The following is a 20,497-nucleotide window of genomic DNA, read 5'->3' as shown; positions in this document are numbered from 1 at the left end:
CATCAGACGAAGGTGAGATTCCGGCCAGTGTTGGAGGCCACTAATTATCGAAAGTCGGCGCCGCCCCTCATCGCCCTGCCGGGCACTTCTCCCCGTATAGTGACGGGGAGAAGGGGGCTGGCCGCAACGCTGGCACTCTTCTTGCGACGCCGATGGTTGACGAAATCGGCGAGACAGCGCCCCTCTCCCCGTCACTATACGGGGAGAGGATGCCGGCAGGCAGGTGAGGGGCAGCGCAAACGCTTGGAAAATCGAAACCTGGAGCGATTGCCTCTCGTCAGGAACGCGGTTTGGTCTTCTGCGGATCGTAATGGGCGAAGGCCACCACCCGCGCCGGCAGGCGCTTGGCGTGGCCGTCGAGCTTGCCGATCTCGACCTCTGTGCCGACAGCGGCATGGGTGACGTCGAGTCTCGCCAGCGCGATGTTCTTGTTCAGCACCGGCGAGCGCATGCCCGAAGTGACGACGCCGATCTGGGCGCGGCCGACATGGACGCAGTCGCCATGGCCGACGGCGACATTGCTGTCGATGTCGAGGCCGACCAGTTTGTGCTGCGGATGTTCCTTGCGCCGGATCAGGGCCTCGCGGCCGATGAAGTCGTCGGTCTTGGTCTTCAAAGGCACGGTGAAACCGATGCCCGCCTCGAACGGATCGGTCTGGTCGGAGAACTCGTAACCGGCGAAGATCAGCCCGGCCTCGATGCGCACCATGTCGAGCGCCTGCAGGCCCATCGGTTTCAGCCCATGCGGCTGGCCGGCTTCCCAGATGGCGTCGAACACTTTCTCGGCGTCGCGCGGATGGCACCAGACCTCATAGCCGAGCTCGCCGGTGTAGCCGGTGCGTGACACCACGACCGGGATGCCGTTGCCGCCGCCGATGCGCGCCACCGCAAAGCGGAACCATTCGAGCTCGTCGATGGAGGGCTGCAGCGGCGAGGTCCAAATGACTTCCCGCAAGATGTCACGGCTCTTCGGCCCCTGCACGGCGACATTGTGCATCTGGTCGGTGGAGGAGCGCACCAGCACGTTGAGGCCAAGTTTCTTCGCCGTCTCGCGCAGCCATTCGCCGGACAGATCGTCGCCGCCGACCCAGCGAAAATTGTCCTTGCCGAGCCGCAGCAGCGTGCCGTCGTCGATCATACCGCCATGCTCGTAGCACATGGCGGAGTAGACGACTTGACCGACGCCGAGTTTCTTGACGTCGCGGGTCAGCGTGTATTGCAGCAGCGCTTCGGAGTCCGGGCCGGTAACCTCGAACTTGCGCAGCGGCGACAAGTCCATGATCACCGCGTCCTGCCGGCAGGCCCAGTACTCGGCAATCGGCCCCTCCTTGGCGAAGGAATTGGCGAGCCAATAGCCCCTGTATTCGGCGAAGTTGCGGTTGTGCTTGGCGAAGCTCGAATGAAAGGCGGTCTCGCGGGTCATTTTCGGTTCCGAATCGGGCGTCATGCGTCTGGCGATCGCTCGCGAGAATTTGTGCTGGCCGGAATAGGTCCGCACATGGATGTCGGTGAGATCCCAGCCATTGGCCGGCGTGGTGTCGTCGGGGCAGGCGGAGGAAACACAGACGATGTCGGTCAGCGCCCTGAGCAGCACATAGTCGCCGGCCCGCGACCATGGCTCATCGGACACCATGACGCCATGCGCGTCGATCGCCGTGTTGAAGAAGAAGTTGATCGCCATCCAGCCCGCGCGAGGCGTCACGCCCTTGTCGGCCAGCGCGCGATTGAAGTTCTCCGAGCAGTTGGTGTGGCCGGGATAGCCGATGTCGTCGTAATATTTGGCCGCACACGCCAGCGCAAAGGCATCGTGCCGGCCGCACGTGTCCTGCACCACTTCGACCAGCGGCTCCATGTCCTGGTCATAATATTTCGAATGCAGGCCGGGCATCGGATAGCTCGACCCCATCAGCGTGCGCGTCGTCGTCACGTCGAGCGGGTGGTCGTAGCCCTTGTCCAGCTTGCGCGCCGAAAAGCACTGGAAGTCGGTGCACTGGCGACCGTCGACATCGATGATCTGGAGATAGTCGCCGGCCTTGACGAAGTAGGATTCGGCGGTTGCCGAATGCACCCTGAGATCGAGCACCGGATCGGCGAGCGGATCGGCCAGCTCAGACTTCGACTTCAGGCGCACCGTGGCGCGGCGGACGATGACAGTGAGCGGCGTGGCCGTGTCATGGCCATCGACCAGCATCGGACCACCCGGAGCGGCAATCAGCATCGCGCCGTCACGCGCGATAGTGAACGCCTGCTCGGTGCCGGCAGGCGTCGCGCCGCCGAACACGCGCACGGCCTTCGCCTGGTCAAGCTGCACCTGGCGGCGCTCGAGGCCGCGGCGCACGGAAGCGAGGCTGTCATCGCCCTCGGCCAATAGCGCCTTGATGCCGGCAGCATTGCTGTTGGATTTTTCGCCGAAGATGGAAGGGTCGGTGGCGCCCGACGTGTCCCAGGCCAAAAGCTCGCAAGCCTGTCCGCCCTCGACATTGCGGACGGTGAACGTGTCCCCAGCCTCGACCTCGATCAGCACCGCGCCGTTGCCCTGGATCGTATACCGCTCCATGCCCGGCGGCAGCACGATCTGGCCGGGCCGCAGGATGAGGCTCGGTCGGGGCGGTCCGGCTGCGATAGTGGGGTAGGGCGACTGGCTCATCTCAGCTTGCGGTTCGAGAAACAAGTTTGCCTGTGTGTGAAATTATTTTAGCTGTAAGAATAGCAGCGCGGTTGCGTTTGGCAAGGCGGAGGTGACGTTTCGGACGCGTCGCTTCGGATTGAAGTGGCTGACCAGCCTTGTCTCACGAACGTCAGCACCGCCCCTCATCTGGCTGCCGCCATCTTCTCCCCGTAAACGGGGCGAAGGACGCTGTCTTCGCCGGTTTCGCCAATCGCCAACGTTGCTGAACGAGCTCCAAGGTTGCGGCCAGCTTCTTTCTCCCCGTTTACGGGGAGAAATGCCCGGCAGGGCAATGAGGGGCAGCGCTGAGATCTACGATTGGCGCGCTAAAGTTCCTCTGAATGCCCGATCGCCACGCCGTACTCTGCAGCCGAATCCAGCATCGTGTGCCACAGGCTCTCGGCAAAGGTCGCAAACACCAGAACGTTGAACACCGCCTGTCGGTCACGGTCTTTCCCGCGCCAGAGCGTGACGCTGGTGTGATCCATCGAGGTGGCGGCCGCCGCGCCAATCGGAAACGCATCGGGATGCAAATCGATCGACGACAGTTTCGCCAGCATCGTCCGCGCCTTGGCGCCGGAGATGCTGATCAGCACCCGCGCATGCGACTGGTCCGATAATGACGCGGAAGATGCAAACGTCTGAGCGAGCGCCTCCGTCCCATGCTTGCCACCCTTCGACAGCACGAAGAACTGATCCGGTCCCGACCAGATCAGCGTCGCGTCGGCCGTGCCGACCGCCTTCGGTGTTTGCGGAGCCGCCACACCGAAGCGTGCCTTCGCCGCCTTGGCCATGTCGGCCGCCTTGCCGTGTCGCGCCATCACCTGGACGAGGTCGAAGTTGCGGATCTCGGTCAGTGACACGCCGGCATCGCCCCGTGCACCATAAGCGCCGGCAACAAGCGCCCGGTCGAGCGGGCTTCGAACATCCCAGGAAAACTCAGCCACGCTGGCGCCCTCCATCCGGATCGTAGAAGACGGGATTGCAGAGCTCGACATCATAGTCCTCGCCGCGCAGCGGGTCGTGCGCATGCACGATCTCGCCGATGCGCTCGCGGCCACGTTCGATCAGGCCAAGCCCGATCCATTGGTCGAGTGTCGGCGAGAAGCAGACCGAGGTGACGTAGCCCTGATCATTGTCGGGGCCGGGTGTCTGCCCTTTCGGAATGATGTGCGCGCCGGAGCGCAGGCGCCTTGCCTTGTCGACCGGCTTGATGCCGACCACGACCTGCCGGTCCGGCGCCACCAGCGCCTCGCGGCCGGCCATGACGCGACCGATAAAATCCTTCTTGGTCGACATCATCTTGCCGAGGCCGAGATCGGCGGCCGTCGTGGTGCCGCTCAGCTCCGGACCGGCGACATGGCCTTTTTCGACGCGCATCACGCCGAGCGCCTCGGTGCCATAAGGCGTCACGCCGAAAGGTTTTCCCGCAATCATCAGATTGCGCGCCATCGCCTCGCCGTAGCGGGCCGGCACCGAAATCTCGAACGCCATCTCGCCGGAGAAGGAGATGCGGAACAGCCGCGCCCTGATGCCGCCGCGCAGCGCTACTTCGCGCGCCCCCATGAACGGAAAACCTTCGTTGGACAGGTCCTCGGCCGGATCGACGATTTCCTTCAGCAGATCGCGTGTCTTCGGCCCGGCGATGGAGAACTGCGCCCACTGGTCGGAGACCGAGGTCAGCTGCACATCGAGTTCCGGGAACAGCACTTGCCGGCAGAATTCGAGATGCTGCATCACCAGCCCGGCCTTGGCGGTGGTGGTGGTGAGGAAATAATGGTCTTCGGCCAGTCGCGACGTCGTGCCGTCATCATAGACCAGGCCGTCCTCGCGCAGCATCAGACCGTAGCGCGCCTTGCCGACGGCGAGGTTGGAAAAGGTGTTGATGTAGACGCGGTCGAGGAAGGCGCCGGCATCCGGGCCATGCACGTCGATCTTGCCGAGCGTCGAGACATCGCAGAAGCCGACGCCGCCGCGCACCGCCTTGACCTCGCGCGTCACGGATTCCAGCCAGTCCTTCTCGCCGACGCGTGGATACCACTGCGCGCGCTTCCACAGGCCGGTGTCGACAAAGATCGCGCCCTGTTCGGCGGCCCAGTGATGCGACGGCGTCAGCCGCGTCGAGTGAAAATTCTCGTCGCGATGATGGCCGGCAAAGGCGCCGATGGCGACGGGCACGTAAGGCGGCCGGTAGATCGTCGTGCCGGTCTCGGGGATGGATTTGCCGGTCACAGCCGCCATGATGGCGAGGCCGGCAACGTTGGAGGTCTTGCCCTGGTCGGTCGCCATGCCGAGCGTGGTGTAGCGCTTCAGATGCTCGACCGATTCAAAGCCCTCGCGCTGCGCCAGCTCGATGTCGGAAGCGGTGACGTCGTGCTGTTGGTCGACAAAGGCTTTGCCCTTGCCGACGACATGCCAGAGCGGGGTCAGCGAAAAGGCCTCGTTATCGGCGACAGGCGTCGATCCTGCATTGCCGATCCGCCCTGCATCACGCGCGGCTGCCGCACCCGCTTCAAAACCGTCACGCAGGCAGGCGCCAAGACCGAAATCGCCATTGGCCGCACCTGCGGCAACCATGCCGGGAGGCGCGCCATCCGGCACGAAGGCGGCGATGTTGTCGCGCCATTTCGGCCGGCCGCGATGATAGGAGGTGAGCCCGACCGCCGGGTTCCAGCCGCCGGAAACGGCGAGCCCGTCGGCTTCGACTTCGGCGCGTGCACCGCCGGTCAGCGACACCGAAATCTTGCGCACGCCGTCCTTGCCGCCGTCGACGCCGCTGACGGAGCCATGCAGCACGGTGAAGCCGTTTTGGGATGCCAGCGAGCGATGATCAGGGGAGACATCCGGCCGCGCGTCGATCACCGCCGCGACCTGCAATCCGGCGCCGAGTGCGGTCTCGACTGTGCGCCAGCCATCCTCATTGTTGGTGAACAGTGCGATCCGTTTTGCCGGGGTGGCGGCATAGCGTGCGACATAGGTCCGCATGGCCGAGGCCATCATCACGCCGGGCGTGTCGTTGCCGGCAAAGACGATGGGTCGTTCGATCGCGCCGGCGGCGACGACGCAACGCTTGGCCACGATCCGCCACAGCCGCTGCCGCACCTGATGCTCGGGCGGCGTCGGCAGATGGTCGTTGACGCGTTCGATCGCGCCATAGGTGCCGCCATCATAGACGCCGAACAGCGTCGTGCGCGTCATGAGGCGGACATCGGGCATCGAACCGAGTTCGGCCAGCGTGCGCTGGGTCCACTCCGCTGCCGGCAGCCCGTCGATCGTGCCGCCATCAGCCAGCAGCCGGCCGCCAGGGACAAAATCCTCTTCGCACAGGATGACGCGGGCACCGCTGCGGCCGGCGGCTAAAGCAGCCGCCAAGCCTGCCGGACCTGAGCCGGCGATCACCACATCGCAATGCGCCCAGGCCTTGTCGTAGTGATCGGGATCGGCGGTAACCGCCGCGCGGCCGAGACCGGCGGCGCGGCGGATCGCCGGCTCGTAGATCATCTCCCAGAATTTCGCCGGCCACATGAAGGTCTTGTAGTAGAAGCCGGCGACGAAGATCGGCGCGAACAGCTGGTTGACCGACATCACATCGTGGCGCAGCGACGGCCAGCGGTTCTGGCTGGCCGCTTCGAGCCCCTCATAGAGTTCGGCCGTCGTCGCCTTGGTGTTGGCCTCGCGCCGTGCGCCGGTGCGCAGTTCGACCAACGCGTTGGGTTCTTCCGAGCCTGCGGTGAGAATGCCGCGCGGGCGATGATATTTGAACGAGCGGCCGACCAGCTTGACGCCATTGGCGACCAGCGCCGACGCTAGCGTGTCGCCCTGGAAGCCGGAGAATGTCTTGCCGTCGAAGCGGAAGTTGAGCGGCGTGGACCGGTCGATGAGGCCGCCTGAGGTGAGGCGATGGGATTGAGAGGTCACGATGTCCAGCCTCTCGATTTGATGTCATCGCGAAGGGTAGCGCTGCCCCTCATCGCTCTGCCGGGCACTTCTCCCCGTATAGTGACGGGGAGAAGTGGGCTGGCCGCAACGCCGCCCTCCTTCTTGCTACGCCGATGATTGGCGAAACCGTTGGCAAGAGCGCCCCTCTCCCCGTCTCTATACGGGGAGAGGATGCTGGCAGGCAGGTGAGGGGCAGCGCTGACGTGGCCAGAGTAGCTCATTTCGCAACCTGCCTGGCACCGGCGCCGGCCGCCGGCTCCACCGCCGAAATCTCATGCGTCAGCGTGTTGCGGGTGACTTTCAGCCAGGCCCGGCAGCCGCCGCCATGGTACCAGTTCTCACTCATCACGCCGGCGACGTTGTCGCGCAGATAGACATACTCGTAGATGGCCTCTTCGCCGGCGTCCGCGGCGGGCCGCACCGGCTTGGCGTCGCCGAGATAGCTGAACTCCCCGAGTTCGCGTTCGCCGCAGAAGGGACAGACAATACGCATCGAGCCGTCCTCAGTGCAGGTTCGGTTGGGCGCCCTGGCCCTTTTCGTCGATCATGGCGCCGCGCCGGAAGCGGTCGAGGCGAAACAGCGCCGCCTCCTTGTGCGACTCGTCGCGCGCCAACAGATGGGCAAAGACGAAGCCGGAGCCGGGCGTCGCCTTGAAGCCGCCATAGCACCAGCCGGCATTGAGGTAGAGCCCTTCGACCGGCGTCTTGTCGATGATCGGCGAGCCGTCCATCGACATGTCCATGATGCCGCCCCACTGGCGCAGAAGCCGCACGCGGCCGATCATCGGGATCAGCGCCATGCCGCCTTCGCAGACATCTTCCATCACAGGCATGTTGCCGCGCTGCGCATAGGAATTGTAGCCATCGATGTCGCCGCCGAAGACCAGCCCGCCCTTGTCCGACTGGCTTACATAGAAATGCCCGGCGCCGAAGGTCATGACGCCGGGAATGAGCGGCTTGATCGCCTCGGAAACGAAGGCCTGCAGGACGTGGCTTTCGATCGGCAGGCGCAGGCCGGCCATCGCGGCGACGCGCGAGGAGGAACCGGCAACTGCCATGCCGACCTTGCCGGCGCCGATCATGCCGCGCGAGGTCTCGACGCCGGTGACCTTGCCATTGCCGTCCCGGACAAAGCCGGTGACCTCGCAATTCTGGATGATGTCGACGCCGAGTTCGCTCGCCGCATGGGCGTAGCCCCAGACCACCGCGTCATGCCGCGCCGTACCGCCGCGTCGCTGCAAAAGCCCGCCTTGCACGGGGAAACGCGCATGGTCGAAATTCAGGAACGGCAGCATCTTCTTCAGCGCCGCCTGGTCGAGCAGTTCGGCGTCGATGCCGTTGATGCGCATGGTGTTGCCGCGCCGCGCATAGGCGTCGCGCTGCGCGTCGGAATGGTAGAGGTTGAGAACGCCGCGCTGGCTGACCATCGAATTGTAGTTGAGGTCCTGCTCCATCCGCTCCCACAGCTTCATCGACAATTCGTAGAAGCCGGTATTGCCGGGCAGGCCGTAATTGGAGCGGATGATGGTGGTGTTGCGGCCGGCATTGCCGGAGCCGATCCAGCCCTTTTCCAGCACCGCGACGTTTCTGATGCCGAACTCGCTGGCCAGGAACCAGGCGGTGGCGAGCCCATGGCCGCCGCCGCCGATGATCACCACATCGTAGTGGTCTTTCGGGCTGGCATCACGCCATGTGCGCTGCCAGTTCTTGTGGCCGGAAAGGGCGGCACGGGCGAGCGAGAAGATCGAGTATTTCATCAGGTCATTCCGAGGTCGCTCGCCTCACGCCGAACATCAGATGTCCAGCGTGTGGTCGCGCTCCCATTGCGTGAAGTGCGAAGCATAGGAATTCCATTCCTGGTGCTTCAGCTTTAGGTAAGCCGACGAGAATTCCTCACCCAGCGCCGCCTTGAGCGATTTGTCCTTGTCGAACTCGCGCAGCGCGTCGAGCAGGTTGAGCGGCAGCTTCGGCGCGCCCTTCACCGTGTGGCCGTTCTGGTACATGTCGATGTCGTAGCGCTTGCCGGGATCGGCCTTGGAGCGGATGCCGTCGAGACCGGCGGCAATGATGACGGCCTGCAGCAGATAGGGGTTTGCGGCACCGTCCGGCAGCCGCAATTCGAAGCGGCCGGGGCCGGGCACGCGCACCATGTGGGTGCGGTTGTTGCCGGTCCAGGTCACCGTGTTCGGCGCCCAGGTGGCGCCCGAAATGGTGCGCGGCGCGTTGATGCGCTTGTAGGAATTGACCGTCGGATTGGTGATCGCGGCCAGCGCCGAGGCATGTTTCATGATGCCGCCGAGGAAATTCTTGCCCTTGGCCGACAGGCCAAGCTCCATCGCACTGTCGGCAAAGACATTGGTCTTGCCGGCCTTGTCCCACACAGAGATGTGGGCGTGGCAGCCATTGCCGGTCAGGCCCTGGAAGGGCTTCGGCATGAAGGTGGCGCGCAGGCCGTGCTTTTCGGCGACAGACTTGACCATGAACTTGAAGAAGGAGTGCTTGTCGGCGGTCGCCAGCACATCGTCGAACGCCCAGTTCATCTCGAACTGGCCGTTGGCGTCCTCATGGTCGTTCTGGTACGGGCTCCAGCCCAGCGCCAGCATATGGTCGCAGATCTCGGCGATGACATCGTAGCGACGCATCACCGCCTGCTGGTCGTAGCAGGGCTTCGAGGCCGTATCGTATTTGTCGGAAATGACGCTGCCGTCCGGCGAGATCAGGAAGAACTCGGCCTCGACGCCGGTCTTGACATGCATGCCGTCGGTGGCGGCTTCCGCAATCAGACGGCGCAGCGTGTTGCGCGGCGCCTGCCCGACCTCCTTGTCGTCCATGATGCAGTTGGCGGCGACCCATGCGACATCGGGCTTCCACGGCAGCTGGATGACCGAATCCGGATCCGGCACCGCCAGCATGTCGGGATGCGCCGGCGTCAAGTCGAGCCAAGTGGCGAAACCGGCAAAGCCGGCCCCGTCCTTCTGCATGTCTGATATCGCCTGCGCCGGCACCAGCTTGGCGCGCTGGCCGCCGAACAGGTCGGTGTAGGAAATCATGAAATATTTGACGCCGTTCTCTTTGGCGAATGCGGCGAGATCGTTCCCCATTATAGTTCCTCGCATATTTTGATGTGATTTTTTAGAAGCCGTTCTTCCCCGGTATCCAGTTGGTGCCGGCCAGCGGCACACCGGCCATGGCGGCGGCTTCGATGGTGAGCGCCACGAGATCCTCGGGCTCGAGATTGTGCAGGCTGTTCTTGCCGCACGCACGCGCGATCGTTTGGGCCTCCAGCGTCATCACCTTGAGGTAGTTGGCCAGACGCCGCCCGGCGGCGATCGGATCCACCCGCTTCATCAGTTCCGGGTCCTGCGTGGTGATGCCCGCGGGGTCGTGGCCCTCATGCCAGTCGTCATAGGCGCCGGCCGTGGTGCCAAGCGCATTGTACTCCGCCTCCCAGCGCGGGTCGTTGTCGCCGAGCGCGACCAGCGCCGCCGTGCCGATCGAGACAGCGTCAACGCCGAGTGCCAGCGCCTTGGCGACGTCGGCGCCGTTGCGGATGCCACCGGAAACGATCAGCTGCACCTTGCGGTGCATGCCGAGATCCTGCAGCGCCTGCACCGCAGGCCTGATGCAGGCAAGCGTCGGCTGGCCGACATTTTCGATGAACACTTCCTGGGTCGCCGCGGTGCCGCCCTGCATGCCGTCGACGACGACAACATCGGCGCCGGCCTTCACCGCAAGTGCCGTGTCGTAATAGGGGCGGGCGCCGCCGACCTTGACGTAGATCGGCTTTTCCCAGTCGGTGATTTCGCGCAACTCGAGAATCTTGATCTCGAGATCGTCCGGTCCGGTCCAGTCGGGATGACGCGAGGCCGAGCGCTGGTCGATGCCTTTCGGCAGCGTGCGCATTTCGGCGACGCGGTCGGAGATTTTCTGTCCCAGCAGCATGCCGCCGCCGCCGGGCTTGGCGCCCTGGCCGACCACCACTTCGATGGCGTCGGCGCGACGAAGGTCGCGCGGGTTCATGCCATAGCGCGACGGCAGGTATTGATAGACCAACGTCTTCGAATGGCCGCGCTCTTCCTCGGTCATGCCGCCGTCGCCGGTGGTCGTCGAGGTGCCGGAAAGCGAAGCACCTCGGCCCAATGCTTCCTTGGCGGGACCGGAGAGCGATCCAAAGCTCATGCCGGCAATGGTGATCGGGATTTTCAGCTCGATCGGCTTCTTGGCATGGCGTGAGCCGAGCACCACGCTGGTGTCGCAGCGCTCGCGATAGCCTTCCAGCGGATAGCGCGAGATCGAGGCGCCAAGAAACAGGAGGTCGTCGAAATGCGGCAGCTTGCGCTTGGCCCCGGCGCCGCGGATGTCATAGATGCCGGTCGCCGCTGCGCGCCGGATTTCGGAGAGCGTGTAGTCGTCGAAGGTCGCGGATTTGCGCGGCGTCGTCGGCGGGTTCTTGTAGGTCATGCTGCCTCAATACGCGTCGGCGTTGTCGATATTGAAATTGTAGAGCGTGCGCGCCGAGCCGTAGCGCTTGAACTCCGACGGCTTGACGCCGGTCACGCCGGCGCGGTCGAGTAGGCCCTGCAACAGGTCGATGTGCTCGGCCCGCATCTCCTTGGCGATGCAGTCGGCCCCTAAGCTTTCGACCTTGCCGCGCACGAACAGCCGCGCCTCGTAGATGGAATCGCCCAGTGCATCGCCGGCATCGCCCAGCACCACCAGATTGCCGGACTGCGCCATGAAGGCCGACATGTGGCCGATATTGCCATGGACGACGATGTCGATGCCCTTCATCGAGATGCCGCAGCGCGACGAGGCATTGCCTTCGATGACCAGCAGCCCGCCTCTGCCGGTGGCGCCGGCATACTGGCTGGCATCGCCCTTGATGACGATCGAGCCCGACATCATGTTCTCGCCGACGCCGGGGCCGGCCGAGCCGTGCACGGTGATCGTGGCGCCGTCATTCATGCCGGCGCAATAGTAGCCGACGCTGCCGCGCACATCGATGGTGACAGGCTGGTCGACGCCGACGGCGACCGAATGGCTGCCCTTCGGGTGCAGCACTTCCCACGCCGTCTCGTTGGAGCCGGGCGTCAGATTGTGCAGCGCCTGGTTGAGCTCGCGCAGCGACGACACATCGAGATCGAAGACCCGGGAGGCGTGGTCTTGCGCCACCTTCGAAAGTTTGGTTGCCGGCATGGGCTCAATGCTCCCAGAAATAGACGGTTGCGGGCTCTGGCTCCCAGACCCTCGCATTGTCTATGCCGGGCAGCTTGGTCAGCGCGCGATATTCCGAGCCGAAGGCGACATACTGGTCGGTCTCGGCCATGACGGCGGGCTTGCAGGCGATCGGGTCGCGCACCACGCCGAAGCCGTTCTTGGTGCCGACGACGAAGGTGAAGAAGCCGTCGAGGTCGGAAAGCGTGCCTTCCAGCGCCTCGCCGAGATTCTTGCCATGCGCCATCTGCGAAGAGAGGTAGGCGGCCGCCACCTCGGTGTCGTTCTCGGTCTCGAAGGTCATGCCTTCACGCCGCAATTCGCGCCGCACATTGTTGTGGTTGGACAGCGAGCCATTGTGCACCAGGCACTGGTCGGCGCCGGTCGAGAACGGATGCGCGCCCATCGTGGTAACAGCCGATTCCGTCGCCATGCGGGTGTGGCCGATGCCATGCGTGCCGGTCATCGAGCGGACGTCGAAGCGGTCGACCACCGCTTCCGGCAGGCCGACTTCCTTGTATATCTCCACCGCTTCGCCAGCGCCCATGATGCGCACGTCGGGCCGGATCGACTGCAACGCTTCGCGCGCGGCGTCGACCTTGTAGGGCGCGGTCCTGAGTACGGCGTGCGTCGACTTCACCGCGATGCTCACCGGTGCGCCGATGGCCTTGGCAAGTTCGGCGTCCAGGCCGTGAAAATCGCGCTCGGGCTTGGCCGACTGGATGGTGATCTTGGCTTCGTTTTTGGAAGTGGCGCCATAGATGGCGATGCCGGCGCTGTCGGGGCCGCGATCGCTGAGCGAGATGAGCATCTGCGACAGCATCGAGCCGAGTTGCGGCTCAAGCGACTTGTCCTTCAAAAAAAGTCCGACGATTCCACACATGTCAGCCTCCCGGCGTTTGCAGCTAAGAGATGATGTATCGAATGCGCTGTCCGAATTCAATCATATGAAAAAAATTTTCCTCTAGTTACGTATGCGGCTCAATGCCACTTTGTGCACTATCGCTGCCCGCGCGGGCACTGTGAACCCATGTGGCGGTGCGGACACGGGCGATTTTGTAGGCATCCAGGATCGACAGCGCATAGATCAGGAAGCCGCCGGCATGGCGGCCGATAAAGCTGGCGTCGGTCGGCGCGATCTTGGCCGTCACCCAGGCCAGGATGACCATGAAGAAAAGGAACTGCAGGCCGCGCACAGGGACGCCCAGAATGACATGGCCACTTGCCGGCAGGACGATAGCGGCGCCGAGCACCAGATAGGGATTTGTCGGTGCGCTCATGCCACCTGCCTTTCCTGTCGGTTGATGGCATCGCGCAGCGTCGACGCCGAGGCGAGCAACCTTTCGACCAGCGCCGGTTCGAGTCTTGTGCCGAAGGCAGCCTGCCGGAACACACCGTAGCGGGCGCGTTCGGCCTCGGCCAGCAGCCAGACGATGCGCACACCGTTAGGCGTGATCAAAAGTTCCTTGGCGCGGCCTTCGGCAAAGATGTCCAGATGACTGGCGATCAGGTTCTGCGGAAAGCGCGCGCCCCTTAAGTCTGTTCGCAACACGGCTTCGGCCGGAAAACCCGGAGCTTTCGGCAGCGTGTGCTGAAGGTGATCGAAATTGGAGAAGGTGGTCGGCGAACCCGGCCGCATCATCATGTCGAAGGTCGCCGGCACCGCAACCGGTTCGGTGACCGAAACGCTGAGCCAGCGCGCCGGCAGTTTTCGCGTCGCCAGCGTGTCGACGATGGTGCGCACTTGCACGCGCCTTTCGTTCCACGAACCCACCCAGGTGACGACGCCAACCGTGCCATCTGAAATGTCGACGGCATCTGCGATGACGGTGCGGATGCTAGCAACCTCGGCGGCAAGAGCAGCCTTGGCCCTGTTGCGGCTGGCGCGCGCAAGCCAGGCGAGGTGCAAGACGAGAGCCAAGGCTATCGCCCCGGCCAGCAATGCTGTCGTCACGTCAGACACTCGTCACGCAATGCCTGCCCAAACCGGCAGGCCCTCTCCTGTCAATAACCCTGTGGCTTCGGCCACGGCATGGTGAACTGGTCGCCGCGGCGCACATAGCGGTAGCGGTAGAAATGGAACCACAGCGAGATCAGGAAATAGAAGATGGTCATCGCGATCAACTGCGAACCGAAGCCGAGGAAGATCGCAAAGAAGGTCACCACGCACAGGCAAAACAAAACGATCGCCGGCAGCGGATGGAACGGATGCGTGTAGCCGCGGCGGATGGTTCCCAGCGGCCATTTCTTCCGGAACATCATGATGTTGATGCTCATGAAGGTGTATTGCAGCACGCCCGACAGGATCGAGAAGGTGATCGCTTGGTTGAGGTCGGCGATGAAGGCAAAGGCGAGCGCGATCGGCAGCAGGAACAGGATCGAGCGGTAAGGCGTGCGGTATTTCGGATGCACGGCCGAGAACCAGGTCGGCAGATAGCGGTCGCGTCCGAGCGAGAACCAGGCGCGGGCCGCATCGTTGATGCAGCCATTGGCGGAAGCGAGCGCGGCCAGCAGCGTGGCGATGAACAAAAGGTTCTCGAGCAGCGCACTCCCCGTCAGCTTGCCGGCATCCCAAAGCGGATAATAGGTGATCCCCAGATATTCCCAGGGCATCAGCGAGGCGCAGACATACCAGGTCATGGCGGCGGCGATCAAAAGCGTGATCATTCCGGCCATGGTGCCGTAGGGCAGCGAACGGGCCGGCGAGCGGACTTCCTCGGCTGCCTGCGTGGTGCCTTCGATGCCGAGATAATACCAGATGCCGAACTGGAAGGCGGCGATGACGCCGATCCAGCCGTAAGGCAGCGCATTGCCGGGGGTGACCAGCTCGTTGAGCTTCAGCACCGCGCCTTGCGTCCACGGGCTGACCGAGAAGAACAGGATGACGATCGAGACATAGGCGATGGCGGTGATGACGAAATTGACGTTGAGCGTCATCAGCACGCCGCGATAGTTCAGCCACGCCAACACGACGATGGTGGCGGCAATGAAGGAATTGTGGGTGAGCCCCTCGACGCCGGCCTTGGCGACGATGGTGTCGCCGAGCAGGATGGCGTCCGAGACCTCAAGCATGGTGTAGGCAAAGACCAGGAACAGCGCAACATTGAAGGCCATCAGCGGCCCGACAATGTGCTTGGCCTGAGCATACTGGCCGCCGGCGGCGGCGACCGTCGATGTCACTTCGGAATCGATCATGGCGACCGAGGTGTAGAGCAACCCGACCACCCAGCAGACGATGAGTGCTGCCAGCGCGCCGCCCTTGTCGGCCGAGAAATTCCAGCCGGTGAATTCGCCGACCAGCACGATGCCGACGCCGAGCGCCCAGACATGGGCCGGGCCGAGCACCCTGAGCAGCGAAACCCTGTCGCCGTGGATTGCCGTAATTATCGTTTCAGCCGCGACCGCCATTGTTTTCCCCTAGACCCGATGCTTTTCGGAAACGGCTTCAAGCTCGCCTTCGCGCGAGGAGGTCAGCACCTCCTCGGAGTAGGTCGTGTCGATCTTGAACCAGTCGTAGAGCATCCACAGCGCAAGCACGACCGAGATGCCCCAGCATGCATAAGACAGAGCCGTCCACATGGTGCTTCCCCAAATCTCTGGCGTTATTTGTCGTCGAATTTTTCGTTGATGACGTCGCGGTATTCGCGGTCGGAGGCGCGGAACAGGAAGACGAAATAGCCGATCAGCACCGCCGCCATGATGATCAGCGTCGGCCAGTCGATGATGTAGTGGAAGCGGTTCTGGATGATGTCGTGCGCGGTCTCGGGCGTGTAGCCGAGCTTTTCCCAGATCGAGGCCATGGTCGGGTTCTGCCCGAGCGCCTCCCAGGTCTTGGCATCGAGCGCGTCGATGGACTTCGCAGCACCGGCGAGCCCGAGTTTCAGCGGCAGCCACAGCGCCACAAAAATGGCGACGACGACGACGACGATATCGAAAATCTGCCCGGCCTTGCCTTGTTCCGGCGGCGTGTAGCGCGACATGTCTTCTACCCCTCAGGACGTTCTATTTTCAGGACTTGCGGTTGCGGGCCGCGTCGGCGTTCTTGATGTCGAGACCGTAGATGAAGTCCTTGTCTTCCTTGTAGTGATCGATCATCGCTAGAATGGCGGCCGTGTTGAAGATCAGCACGGCGGCCGCCGCGATGGCGACGACGATCTTGATCCCGGTGTCTGGGATGTAGGGCCATGTCATGATGAGCACGAAGAGGATCGTCGCCCACAGGCAGACGATCAGGAGCGCGGATCCGCGCACGTCGGAACGGTACAGCGCTTCGATGCGCTGCTGCAGGTCTGACATCGGTTTTCCCCTTTATTCTAACGCCGGCTTCCGAATTGGCCGGTCGCTGCCCTCTTTCAAGAGAGTGAAATTTTTTTCATAAATTCAATCCGATTTGCGAAATTGTCAAGACGAATTTACGTTTGGTTAACCGGTCATTTGGCGTGGCAAATTTTGCCTGACAATGAAATTATTTGCTTACGGGTATTGCGGCGCCCGAACGTTTGCGATCAATATTCGCTCAAAGCTCCCGCCGCAGCGCAGGGGGCAGGGAACACAATTGAATTTTCGAACGGAGGATTAGCGGATGACGGCATCCTGGAGATTTTCGACCCTGGCGGATCGCCATCGCGCGCTCGGCTCGAAGCTCGAAGACTGGAGCGGCATGGGCACCGCCTGGACCTATGACAAGGATGCCGACGAGGAATACACCGCCATCCGCACCAAAGCCGGGCTGATGGATGTGTCGGGCCTAAAGAAGGTTCACATCACCGGGCCGCATGCCTCGCACCTCATCGATCTCGCCACAACGCGCGACGTCGAAAAGATCTATCCCGGCAAGTCGGCCTATGCCTGCATGCTGAACGAGGCCGGCAAATTCACCGACGACTGCATCCTCTACCGCACCGGCCCGAACGCCTGGATGGTGGTGCACGGCTCCGGCACCGGCCATGAGGAATTGCAGCGCGCTTCCGTCGGCCGCGACGTCTCGCTGCGCTTCGACGACAATCTGCACGATCTGTCACTGCAGGGGCCGACGGCGGTCGATTACCTCGCCAAGCACGTGCCGGGCATTCGCGATCTGCCCTATTTCCATCACATGCAGACGCAGCTGTTCGGTTTCCCGGTGATGATCTCGCGCACCGGCTACACCGGCGAGCGCGGCTACGAAATCTTCTGCCGCGGCCAGGATGCCGGCACGATCTGGGACAGGATTCTCGACGAGGGCAAGAGCGCCGGCATCATTCCCTGCCGCTTCACCACGCTGGATATGCTGCGCGTCGAAAGCTACCTTTTGTTCTATCCCTACGATAATTCCCAAAAGTATCCGTTCGAGAATGAAGGCCCCGGCGATACGCTGTGGGAACTCGGCCTCGACTTCACCGTCAGCCCAGGGAAAACCGGCTTCCGCGGTGCGGAGGAGCACTATCGGCTGAAAGGCAAGGAACGCTTCAAGATCTATGGCGTTCTGCTCGACGGCAAGGAGCCGGCCGACGAGGGCGCGACGGTCTATCGCGACGGCAAAAAGGTCGGCGTGGTGACCTGCGCCATGTATTCGCCGCTGGTCGAGAAATCGATGGGCATCGCTCGCCTCGACGTCGACTGCGCGGTCAAGGACACCAAGCTCGAAATCCGCAACACGAGCGGTTCGATCAAGGCGACGGCGCAGCCGCTGCCCTTCGACGATCCGAAGAAAACCAAGCGCACCGCCAAGGGTTGAGGCACAATCGACAGCGAGGGATTTAGGGCACAAAGAGAGAATGGCAGCCAAGACGATCATCAGCCGACCCATTTACGGAACCCTGTCTCCGCAGCCCGGCAAGCATCATCTTTTTCTGGCGGATGCGGAAGGCGCGCTGGCGATCGTTGATATGGCAAGGACGGCCCCGCCCGGTTTCTTCGACGGCGCCGAGATCGTCTTCATTCCGGGACCTGACGGCAAGCACATTGCCGCGCTCGAAACCCTGAAGCCGGCGCAGTTTCACGTCGCGCCGTCCTTCGCCAGCCTCTTGCCGAGGCTGAAGCAGACGCTGGCCAACGCTCATATGGGCCTGCGCCTCTATCTCGCCGGCACCGAAGGACTGATCGGCCAAGCCATGCAGGTGGCACTCGAAGCCGGCATCGACCACACCTCCATGCAGACCGAGCATCGCGGGTCGCTGGCGCGGCGCATGCAGTGCGTGCACTGCAAGGGCATCACCGAAAACGTGACGACGCAGCCGGCGACCTGTTCGCATTGCGGCCTGCTGCTTCTGGTGCGCGACCACTATTCAAGGCGCCTCGCCGCCTTCCAGGGCGTCTGCATCAACGCCGAGGATCGCTCGGAAATTCCTCCGATGGAGGAGGCCTTCCCATGAGCACTGGCACCACCAAGCTCGATGTCGTGGTCAGCGATGTCGTTCCGGTCAACGAACTGGTCACCCGCTTCCATTTCCGCCGGCGCGATGGCGAACTGCTGCCGACGTTCTCCGGCGGCGCCCATGTCGTGGTCGAGATGCGCGACGGCGACCGCACCAGGCTCAATCCCTATTCGCTGATGGGCTCGCCGCTCGACACGCGCGAATACACGATCAGCGTGCGCCGCGACGATGTCGGCCGGGGCGGCTCGCTGTTCATGCACAGCAGGGTCCACGCCGGCCTGGATATGGTCATCAGCTATCCGGTCAATCTGTTCTCGCTTGACCTCCGGGCAAAGAAGCACCTGATGCTTGCGGGCGGCATCGGCATCACACCGTTCATGGCGCAGACCGCGCAGCTCGCGGGCTCCGGCGGCAATTTCGAGTTACACTATACGTGCCGCACCGCGTCGCTCGGCACCTATGCCGATGTCCTGCAGGAACGCTATGGCCGCCGCATCCGGCTCTACCACGACGATCTGGACCAGCGAATCGAACTCGACCGGCTGTTGTCGTCGCAACCGCTCGGCACCCATCTCTATGTCTGCGGCCCGGCCGGCATGATCAACTGGGTGCGCGAGCGCGCGGCAGAACTGGGCTGGCCGCCGGAGACTGTGCATTACGAACATTTCGCGGCACCCCAACCCGGCCTGCCGTTCGACGTCACACTTGCCGTCAGCGGCAAGACTATCCGCGTCGGCGAGCAGCAGAGCCTGCTCGAAGCGATCGAAGCCGCCAGCGTCGATCCGCCCTATCTCTGCCGTGGCGGCGTCTGCGGCCAATGCGAGACCAATGTCATCTCGTATGACGGCAAGTTCATCCACAACGACCACTGGCTGAGCGAGGAAGACCACCGTTCGGGCTGCAAGATCATGCCGTGCGTGTCGCGCTTCGAAGGCAAGTCTTTGGTCCTGGAAAGATAGGAGGCGAGCTTGGGCATCACCTTTCGCAAGGAAACGTTCCGCGACGATTTCACCTTCAAGAACAGCCCGGAGCACATCAGGCGGTTTCCGTTTCCGTTCCACGAAGACAGCTACATGTATGCGGTCAATATCGAGCCGCATGTCGTCGGTCCCAAAGGCTCAGTGCTGGAAAACCTGATCGACGTCGACGAGCACTATGTCGCCGAGATGCAGGACCGCGCTTTGGTGCTGGCCGAGGATCCGCTGCGCTGTCAGTCGCTGCCGCATATGACGCTGGCCGGCTGGGACCTGCTCGAACTCCTGATGGAGCAGCAGGCGCTGGGCTACCCCGAGCATTTCACGCTTGAGCGCGACGGCGACCGCTGGCGCTGGATCAACCGGCCGCTCGGCATCGACGACACCTTCACCTTCGGCGACACCTCGACGCTGCCTTACGGGCCGATGGAATACATCACCCGCCAGAGCCAGGGCGATTTCTGCATCCTCGACCAGCGCGACGGCAATCTGTGGATGGACGCCGGCATGGTCACCACCCAGGCCGACTGGTCGCTCGATTTCGACATCGGCATGAACTTCTTCGAGTGGCACGCGCCGGTGCCGCTGGCGCATGAAAAGGGGATTTTCGTCAGGGCGCTGAAATTCCTCACCAACATCCAGCAGGGCAAGCCGGCGCGGCGGCTGAACTGGACGATGACCATCAATCCGCGCCTCGACACCAGCCCGGAAAACTATCACAAATGGGGACCGGACCGCACCACGGTGACGCCCGAAAATGTCGGCGACAAGGTGCATCTGCGCGTCGAGCTGCAGAGTTTCTGGCGCCTGCCGCGCTCCAACGGCATCGTCTTCCCGATCCGCTGCTACCTCATCAAGATGGACGAACTGGTGACGCAGCCGAAATGGGCGCGGCGCCTGCACCGCGTCATCCGCGACCTGCCGGAAGAGCTCGCCACCTACAAGGGCCTGACGCGGTACAGGCCGACGCTGGTGGAATGGCTGTCGAAGCTGGATGATGGGAGCGCGACGTCACCGGGGTTTGGGCCGGACTGAAGGCCCCCTCAACCGGCCGCTTCGCGGCCACCTTCTCCCCGAGGGGAGAAGAGATCGCTAGCGCCACCTTGTATCTACACGAGAGAGATTTCGTGGGATTGAAGCGATTGAGCCAAGGTCCGGGCGGCCGCCCGGACCTTGGCTTGGCGAAGTCGCCCGTACCACCTGAGGTTACAGCCGCGGGAGAGCTTGGGATCTTCGCCTTCGTCACGCACGACCGAACAGTCGCTTGGTTCCAACCGTACGCACAAGGCAGGTTACCGTGAACAGGATCATTTGTGGAGTTGATGTTTCTAAGGATTGGCTGGACG

Annotated in this window: 19 protein-coding genes; 4 read left to right on the top strand and 15 right to left on the bottom strand. The window is 63.3% G+C overall.

The features are described from left to right. Positions 1 to 277: 277 nt before the first annotated feature. From AC1D1L_RS22250 to AC1D1L_RS22180, 15 genes are all read right to left on the bottom strand, one after another. Positions 278 to 2,647, bottom strand: a complete 2,370-nt coding sequence (locus AC1D1L_RS22250; protein WP_477343603.1) for a DUF1989 domain-containing protein — start codon at positions 2,645 to 2,647, stop codon at positions 278 to 280. Between the two features lie 347 nt (positions 2,648 to 2,994). Then, positions 2,995 to 3,615, bottom strand: a complete 621-nt coding sequence (locus AC1D1L_RS22245; protein WP_477343602.1) for a sarcosine oxidase subunit gamma — start codon at positions 3,613 to 3,615, stop codon at positions 2,995 to 2,997. Beyond that, a complete protein-coding gene (locus AC1D1L_RS22240) occupies positions 3,608 to 6,586 on the bottom strand; it encodes a sarcosine oxidase subunit alpha (RefSeq protein ID WP_477343601.1) in 2,979 nt (992 codons plus the stop codon). The genes AC1D1L_RS22245 and AC1D1L_RS22240 overlap by 8 nt, the downstream gene beginning before the upstream one ends. 238 nt (positions 6,587 to 6,824) lie before the next feature. Then, positions 6,825 to 7,100 (bottom strand): sarcosine oxidase subunit delta, encoded by a 276-nt coding sequence (locus tag AC1D1L_RS22235; RefSeq protein WP_477343600.1) that lies wholly within the window; start codon positions 7,098 to 7,100, stop codon positions 6,825 to 6,827. A 10-nt stretch (positions 7,101 to 7,110) separates the two neighbouring features. Further along, the gene (locus tag AC1D1L_RS22230; protein WP_477343599.1) at positions 7,111 to 8,364 is read right to left on the bottom strand and encodes a sarcosine oxidase subunit beta family protein; all 1,254 of its coding nucleotides are present in this window, start codon (positions 8,362 to 8,364) and stop codon (positions 7,111 to 7,113) included. Between the two features lie 36 nt (positions 8,365 to 8,400). After that, positions 8,401 to 9,708, bottom strand: a complete 1,308-nt coding sequence (glnT, locus tag AC1D1L_RS22225; protein WP_477343598.1) for a type III glutamate--ammonia ligase — start codon at positions 9,706 to 9,708, stop codon at positions 8,401 to 8,403. Positions 9,709 to 9,739: 31 nt separating this feature from the next. Further along, a complete protein-coding gene (locus tag AC1D1L_RS22220; protein WP_477343597.1) occupies positions 9,740 to 11,068 on the bottom strand; it encodes an FMN-binding glutamate synthase family protein in 1,329 nt (442 codons plus the stop codon). A gap of 6 nt (positions 11,069 to 11,074) precedes the next feature. Continuing rightward, positions 11,075 to 11,803 carry a GXGXG domain-containing protein gene (locus tag AC1D1L_RS22215; RefSeq protein ID WP_352557259.1) on the bottom strand — a complete coding sequence of 243 codons (729 nt, stop codon included), beginning with the start codon at positions 11,801 to 11,803 and terminating at the stop codon, positions 11,075 to 11,077. A 4-nt stretch (positions 11,804 to 11,807) separates the two neighbouring features. Further along, positions 11,808 to 12,704: a class II glutamine amidotransferase gene (locus AC1D1L_RS22210; RefSeq protein ID WP_192256107.1), complete on the bottom strand. Its 897-nt coding sequence runs from the start codon at positions 12,702 to 12,704 to the stop codon at positions 11,808 to 11,810. 85 nt (positions 12,705 to 12,789) lie between these two features. Continuing rightward, positions 12,790 to 13,101, bottom strand: coding sequence for a hypothetical protein (locus AC1D1L_RS22205; protein WP_477343596.1), 312 nt, complete (start codon positions 13,099 to 13,101; stop codon positions 12,790 to 12,792). Continuing rightward, entirely contained in the window at positions 13,098 to 13,784 is a 687-nt protein-coding gene (locus AC1D1L_RS22200) for a hypothetical protein (RefSeq protein ID WP_477343595.1), read from the bottom strand. Before AC1D1L_RS22200 ends, AC1D1L_RS22205 begins: the two co-directional genes overlap by 4 nt. Positions 13,785 to 13,825: 41 nt before the next feature. Next, entirely contained in the window at positions 13,826 to 15,229 is a 1,404-nt protein-coding gene (locus AC1D1L_RS22195) for an APC family permease (RefSeq protein ID WP_192256113.1), read from the bottom strand. A 9-nt stretch (positions 15,230 to 15,238) separates the two neighbouring features. Next, positions 15,239 to 15,400 carry a hypothetical protein gene (locus AC1D1L_RS22190; RefSeq protein WP_477343593.1) on the bottom strand — a complete coding sequence of 54 codons (162 nt, stop codon included), beginning with the start codon at positions 15,398 to 15,400 and terminating at the stop codon, positions 15,239 to 15,241. Between the two features lie 23 nt (positions 15,401 to 15,423). After that, the gene (locus tag AC1D1L_RS22185) at positions 15,424 to 15,801 is read right to left on the bottom strand and encodes a hypothetical protein (RefSeq protein WP_023668545.1); all 378 of its coding nucleotides are present in this window, start codon (positions 15,799 to 15,801) and stop codon (positions 15,424 to 15,426) included. A 28-nt stretch (positions 15,802 to 15,829) separates the two neighbouring features. After that, a complete protein-coding gene (locus tag AC1D1L_RS22180) occupies positions 15,830 to 16,117 on the bottom strand; it encodes a hypothetical protein (RefSeq protein ID WP_477343592.1) in 288 nt (95 codons plus the stop codon). Between the two features lie 286 nt (positions 16,118 to 16,403). On the opposite strand from AC1D1L_RS22180, the gene AC1D1L_RS22175 reads away from it, so the two are divergent. Genes AC1D1L_RS22175 through AC1D1L_RS22160 form a run of 4 tightly spaced genes read left to right on the top strand, consistent with a single transcriptional unit; the run spans position 16,404 to position 20,186 of the window. Next, a complete protein-coding gene (locus tag AC1D1L_RS22175; RefSeq protein WP_477343591.1) occupies positions 16,404 to 17,537 on the top strand; it encodes an aminomethyl transferase family protein in 1,134 nt (377 codons plus the stop codon). A gap of 40 nt (positions 17,538 to 17,577) precedes the next feature. Continuing rightward, positions 17,578 to 18,174, top strand: a complete 597-nt coding sequence (locus AC1D1L_RS22170; protein WP_477343590.1) for a dimethylamine monooxygenase subunit DmmA family protein — start codon at positions 17,578 to 17,580, stop codon at positions 18,172 to 18,174. After that, positions 18,171 to 19,136 (top strand): PDR/VanB family oxidoreductase, encoded by a 966-nt coding sequence (locus tag AC1D1L_RS22165; protein WP_477343589.1) that lies wholly within the window; start codon positions 18,171 to 18,173, stop codon positions 19,134 to 19,136. The genes AC1D1L_RS22170 and AC1D1L_RS22165 overlap by 4 nt, the downstream gene beginning before the upstream one ends. A gap of 9 nt (positions 19,137 to 19,145) precedes the next feature. Beyond that, positions 19,146 to 20,186, top strand: coding sequence for a heme-dependent oxidative N-demethylase family protein (locus AC1D1L_RS22160; protein WP_352557273.1), 1,041 nt, complete (start codon positions 19,146 to 19,148; stop codon positions 20,184 to 20,186). The last annotated feature ends 311 nt before the right edge of the window (positions 20,187 to 20,497 follow it).

The organism is Mesorhizobium sp. P2_D6 (assembly GCF_056404315.1).
This window is presented reverse-complemented; position numbering and strand designations above follow the sequence as displayed.

Bases quoted from the DNA above. Each gene is read 5' to 3' on its own strand.
- AC1D1L_RS22175 (WP_477343591.1), top strand. From the start codon at position 16,404: ATGACGGCATCCTGGAGATTTTCGACCCTGGCGGATCGCCATCGCGCG.
- AC1D1L_RS22190 (WP_477343593.1), bottom strand. From the start codon at position 15,400: ATGTGGACGGCTCTGTCTTATGCATGCTGGGGCATCTCGGTCGTGCTT.
- glnT (WP_477343598.1), bottom strand. From the start codon at position 9,708: ATGGGGAACGATCTCGCCGCATTCGCCAAAGAGAACGGCGTCAAATAT.
- AC1D1L_RS22220 (WP_477343597.1), bottom strand. From the start codon at position 11,068: ATGACCTACAAGAACCCGCCGACGACGCCGCGCAAATCCGCGACCTTC.
- AC1D1L_RS22170 (WP_477343590.1), top strand. From the start codon at position 17,578: ATGGCAGCCAAGACGATCATCAGCCGACCCATTTACGGAACCCTGTCT.
- AC1D1L_RS22185 (WP_023668545.1), bottom strand. From the start codon at position 15,801: ATGTCGCGCTACACGCCGCCGGAACAAGGCAAGGCCGGGCAGATTTTC.
- AC1D1L_RS22205 (WP_477343596.1), bottom strand. From the start codon at position 13,101: ATGAGCGCACCGACAAATCCCTATCTGGTGCTCGGCGCCGCTATCGTC.
- AC1D1L_RS22230 (WP_477343599.1), bottom strand. From the start codon at position 8,364: ATGAAATACTCGATCTTCTCGCTCGCCCGTGCCGCCCTTTCCGGCCAC.
- AC1D1L_RS22210 (WP_192256107.1), bottom strand. From the start codon at position 12,704: ATGTGTGGAATCGTCGGACTTTTTTTGAAGGACAAGTCGCTTGAGCCG.
- AC1D1L_RS22235 (WP_477343600.1), bottom strand. From the start codon at position 7,100: ATGCGTATTGTCTGTCCCTTCTGCGGCGAACGCGAACTCGGGGAGTTC.
- AC1D1L_RS22195 (WP_192256113.1), bottom strand. From the start codon at position 15,229: ATGGCGGTCGCGGCTGAAACGATAATTACGGCAATCCACGGCGACAGG.
- AC1D1L_RS22165 (WP_477343589.1), top strand. From the start codon at position 18,171: ATGAGCACTGGCACCACCAAGCTCGATGTCGTGGTCAGCGATGTCGTT.
- AC1D1L_RS22215 (WP_352557259.1), bottom strand. From the start codon at position 11,803: ATGCCGGCAACCAAACTTTCGAAGGTGGCGCAAGACCACGCCTCCCGG.
- AC1D1L_RS22250 (WP_477343603.1), bottom strand. From the start codon at position 2,647: ATGAGCCAGTCGCCCTACCCCACTATCGCAGCCGGACCGCCCCGACCG.
- AC1D1L_RS22180 (WP_477343592.1), bottom strand. From the start codon at position 16,117: ATGTCAGACCTGCAGCAGCGCATCGAAGCGCTGTACCGTTCCGACGTG.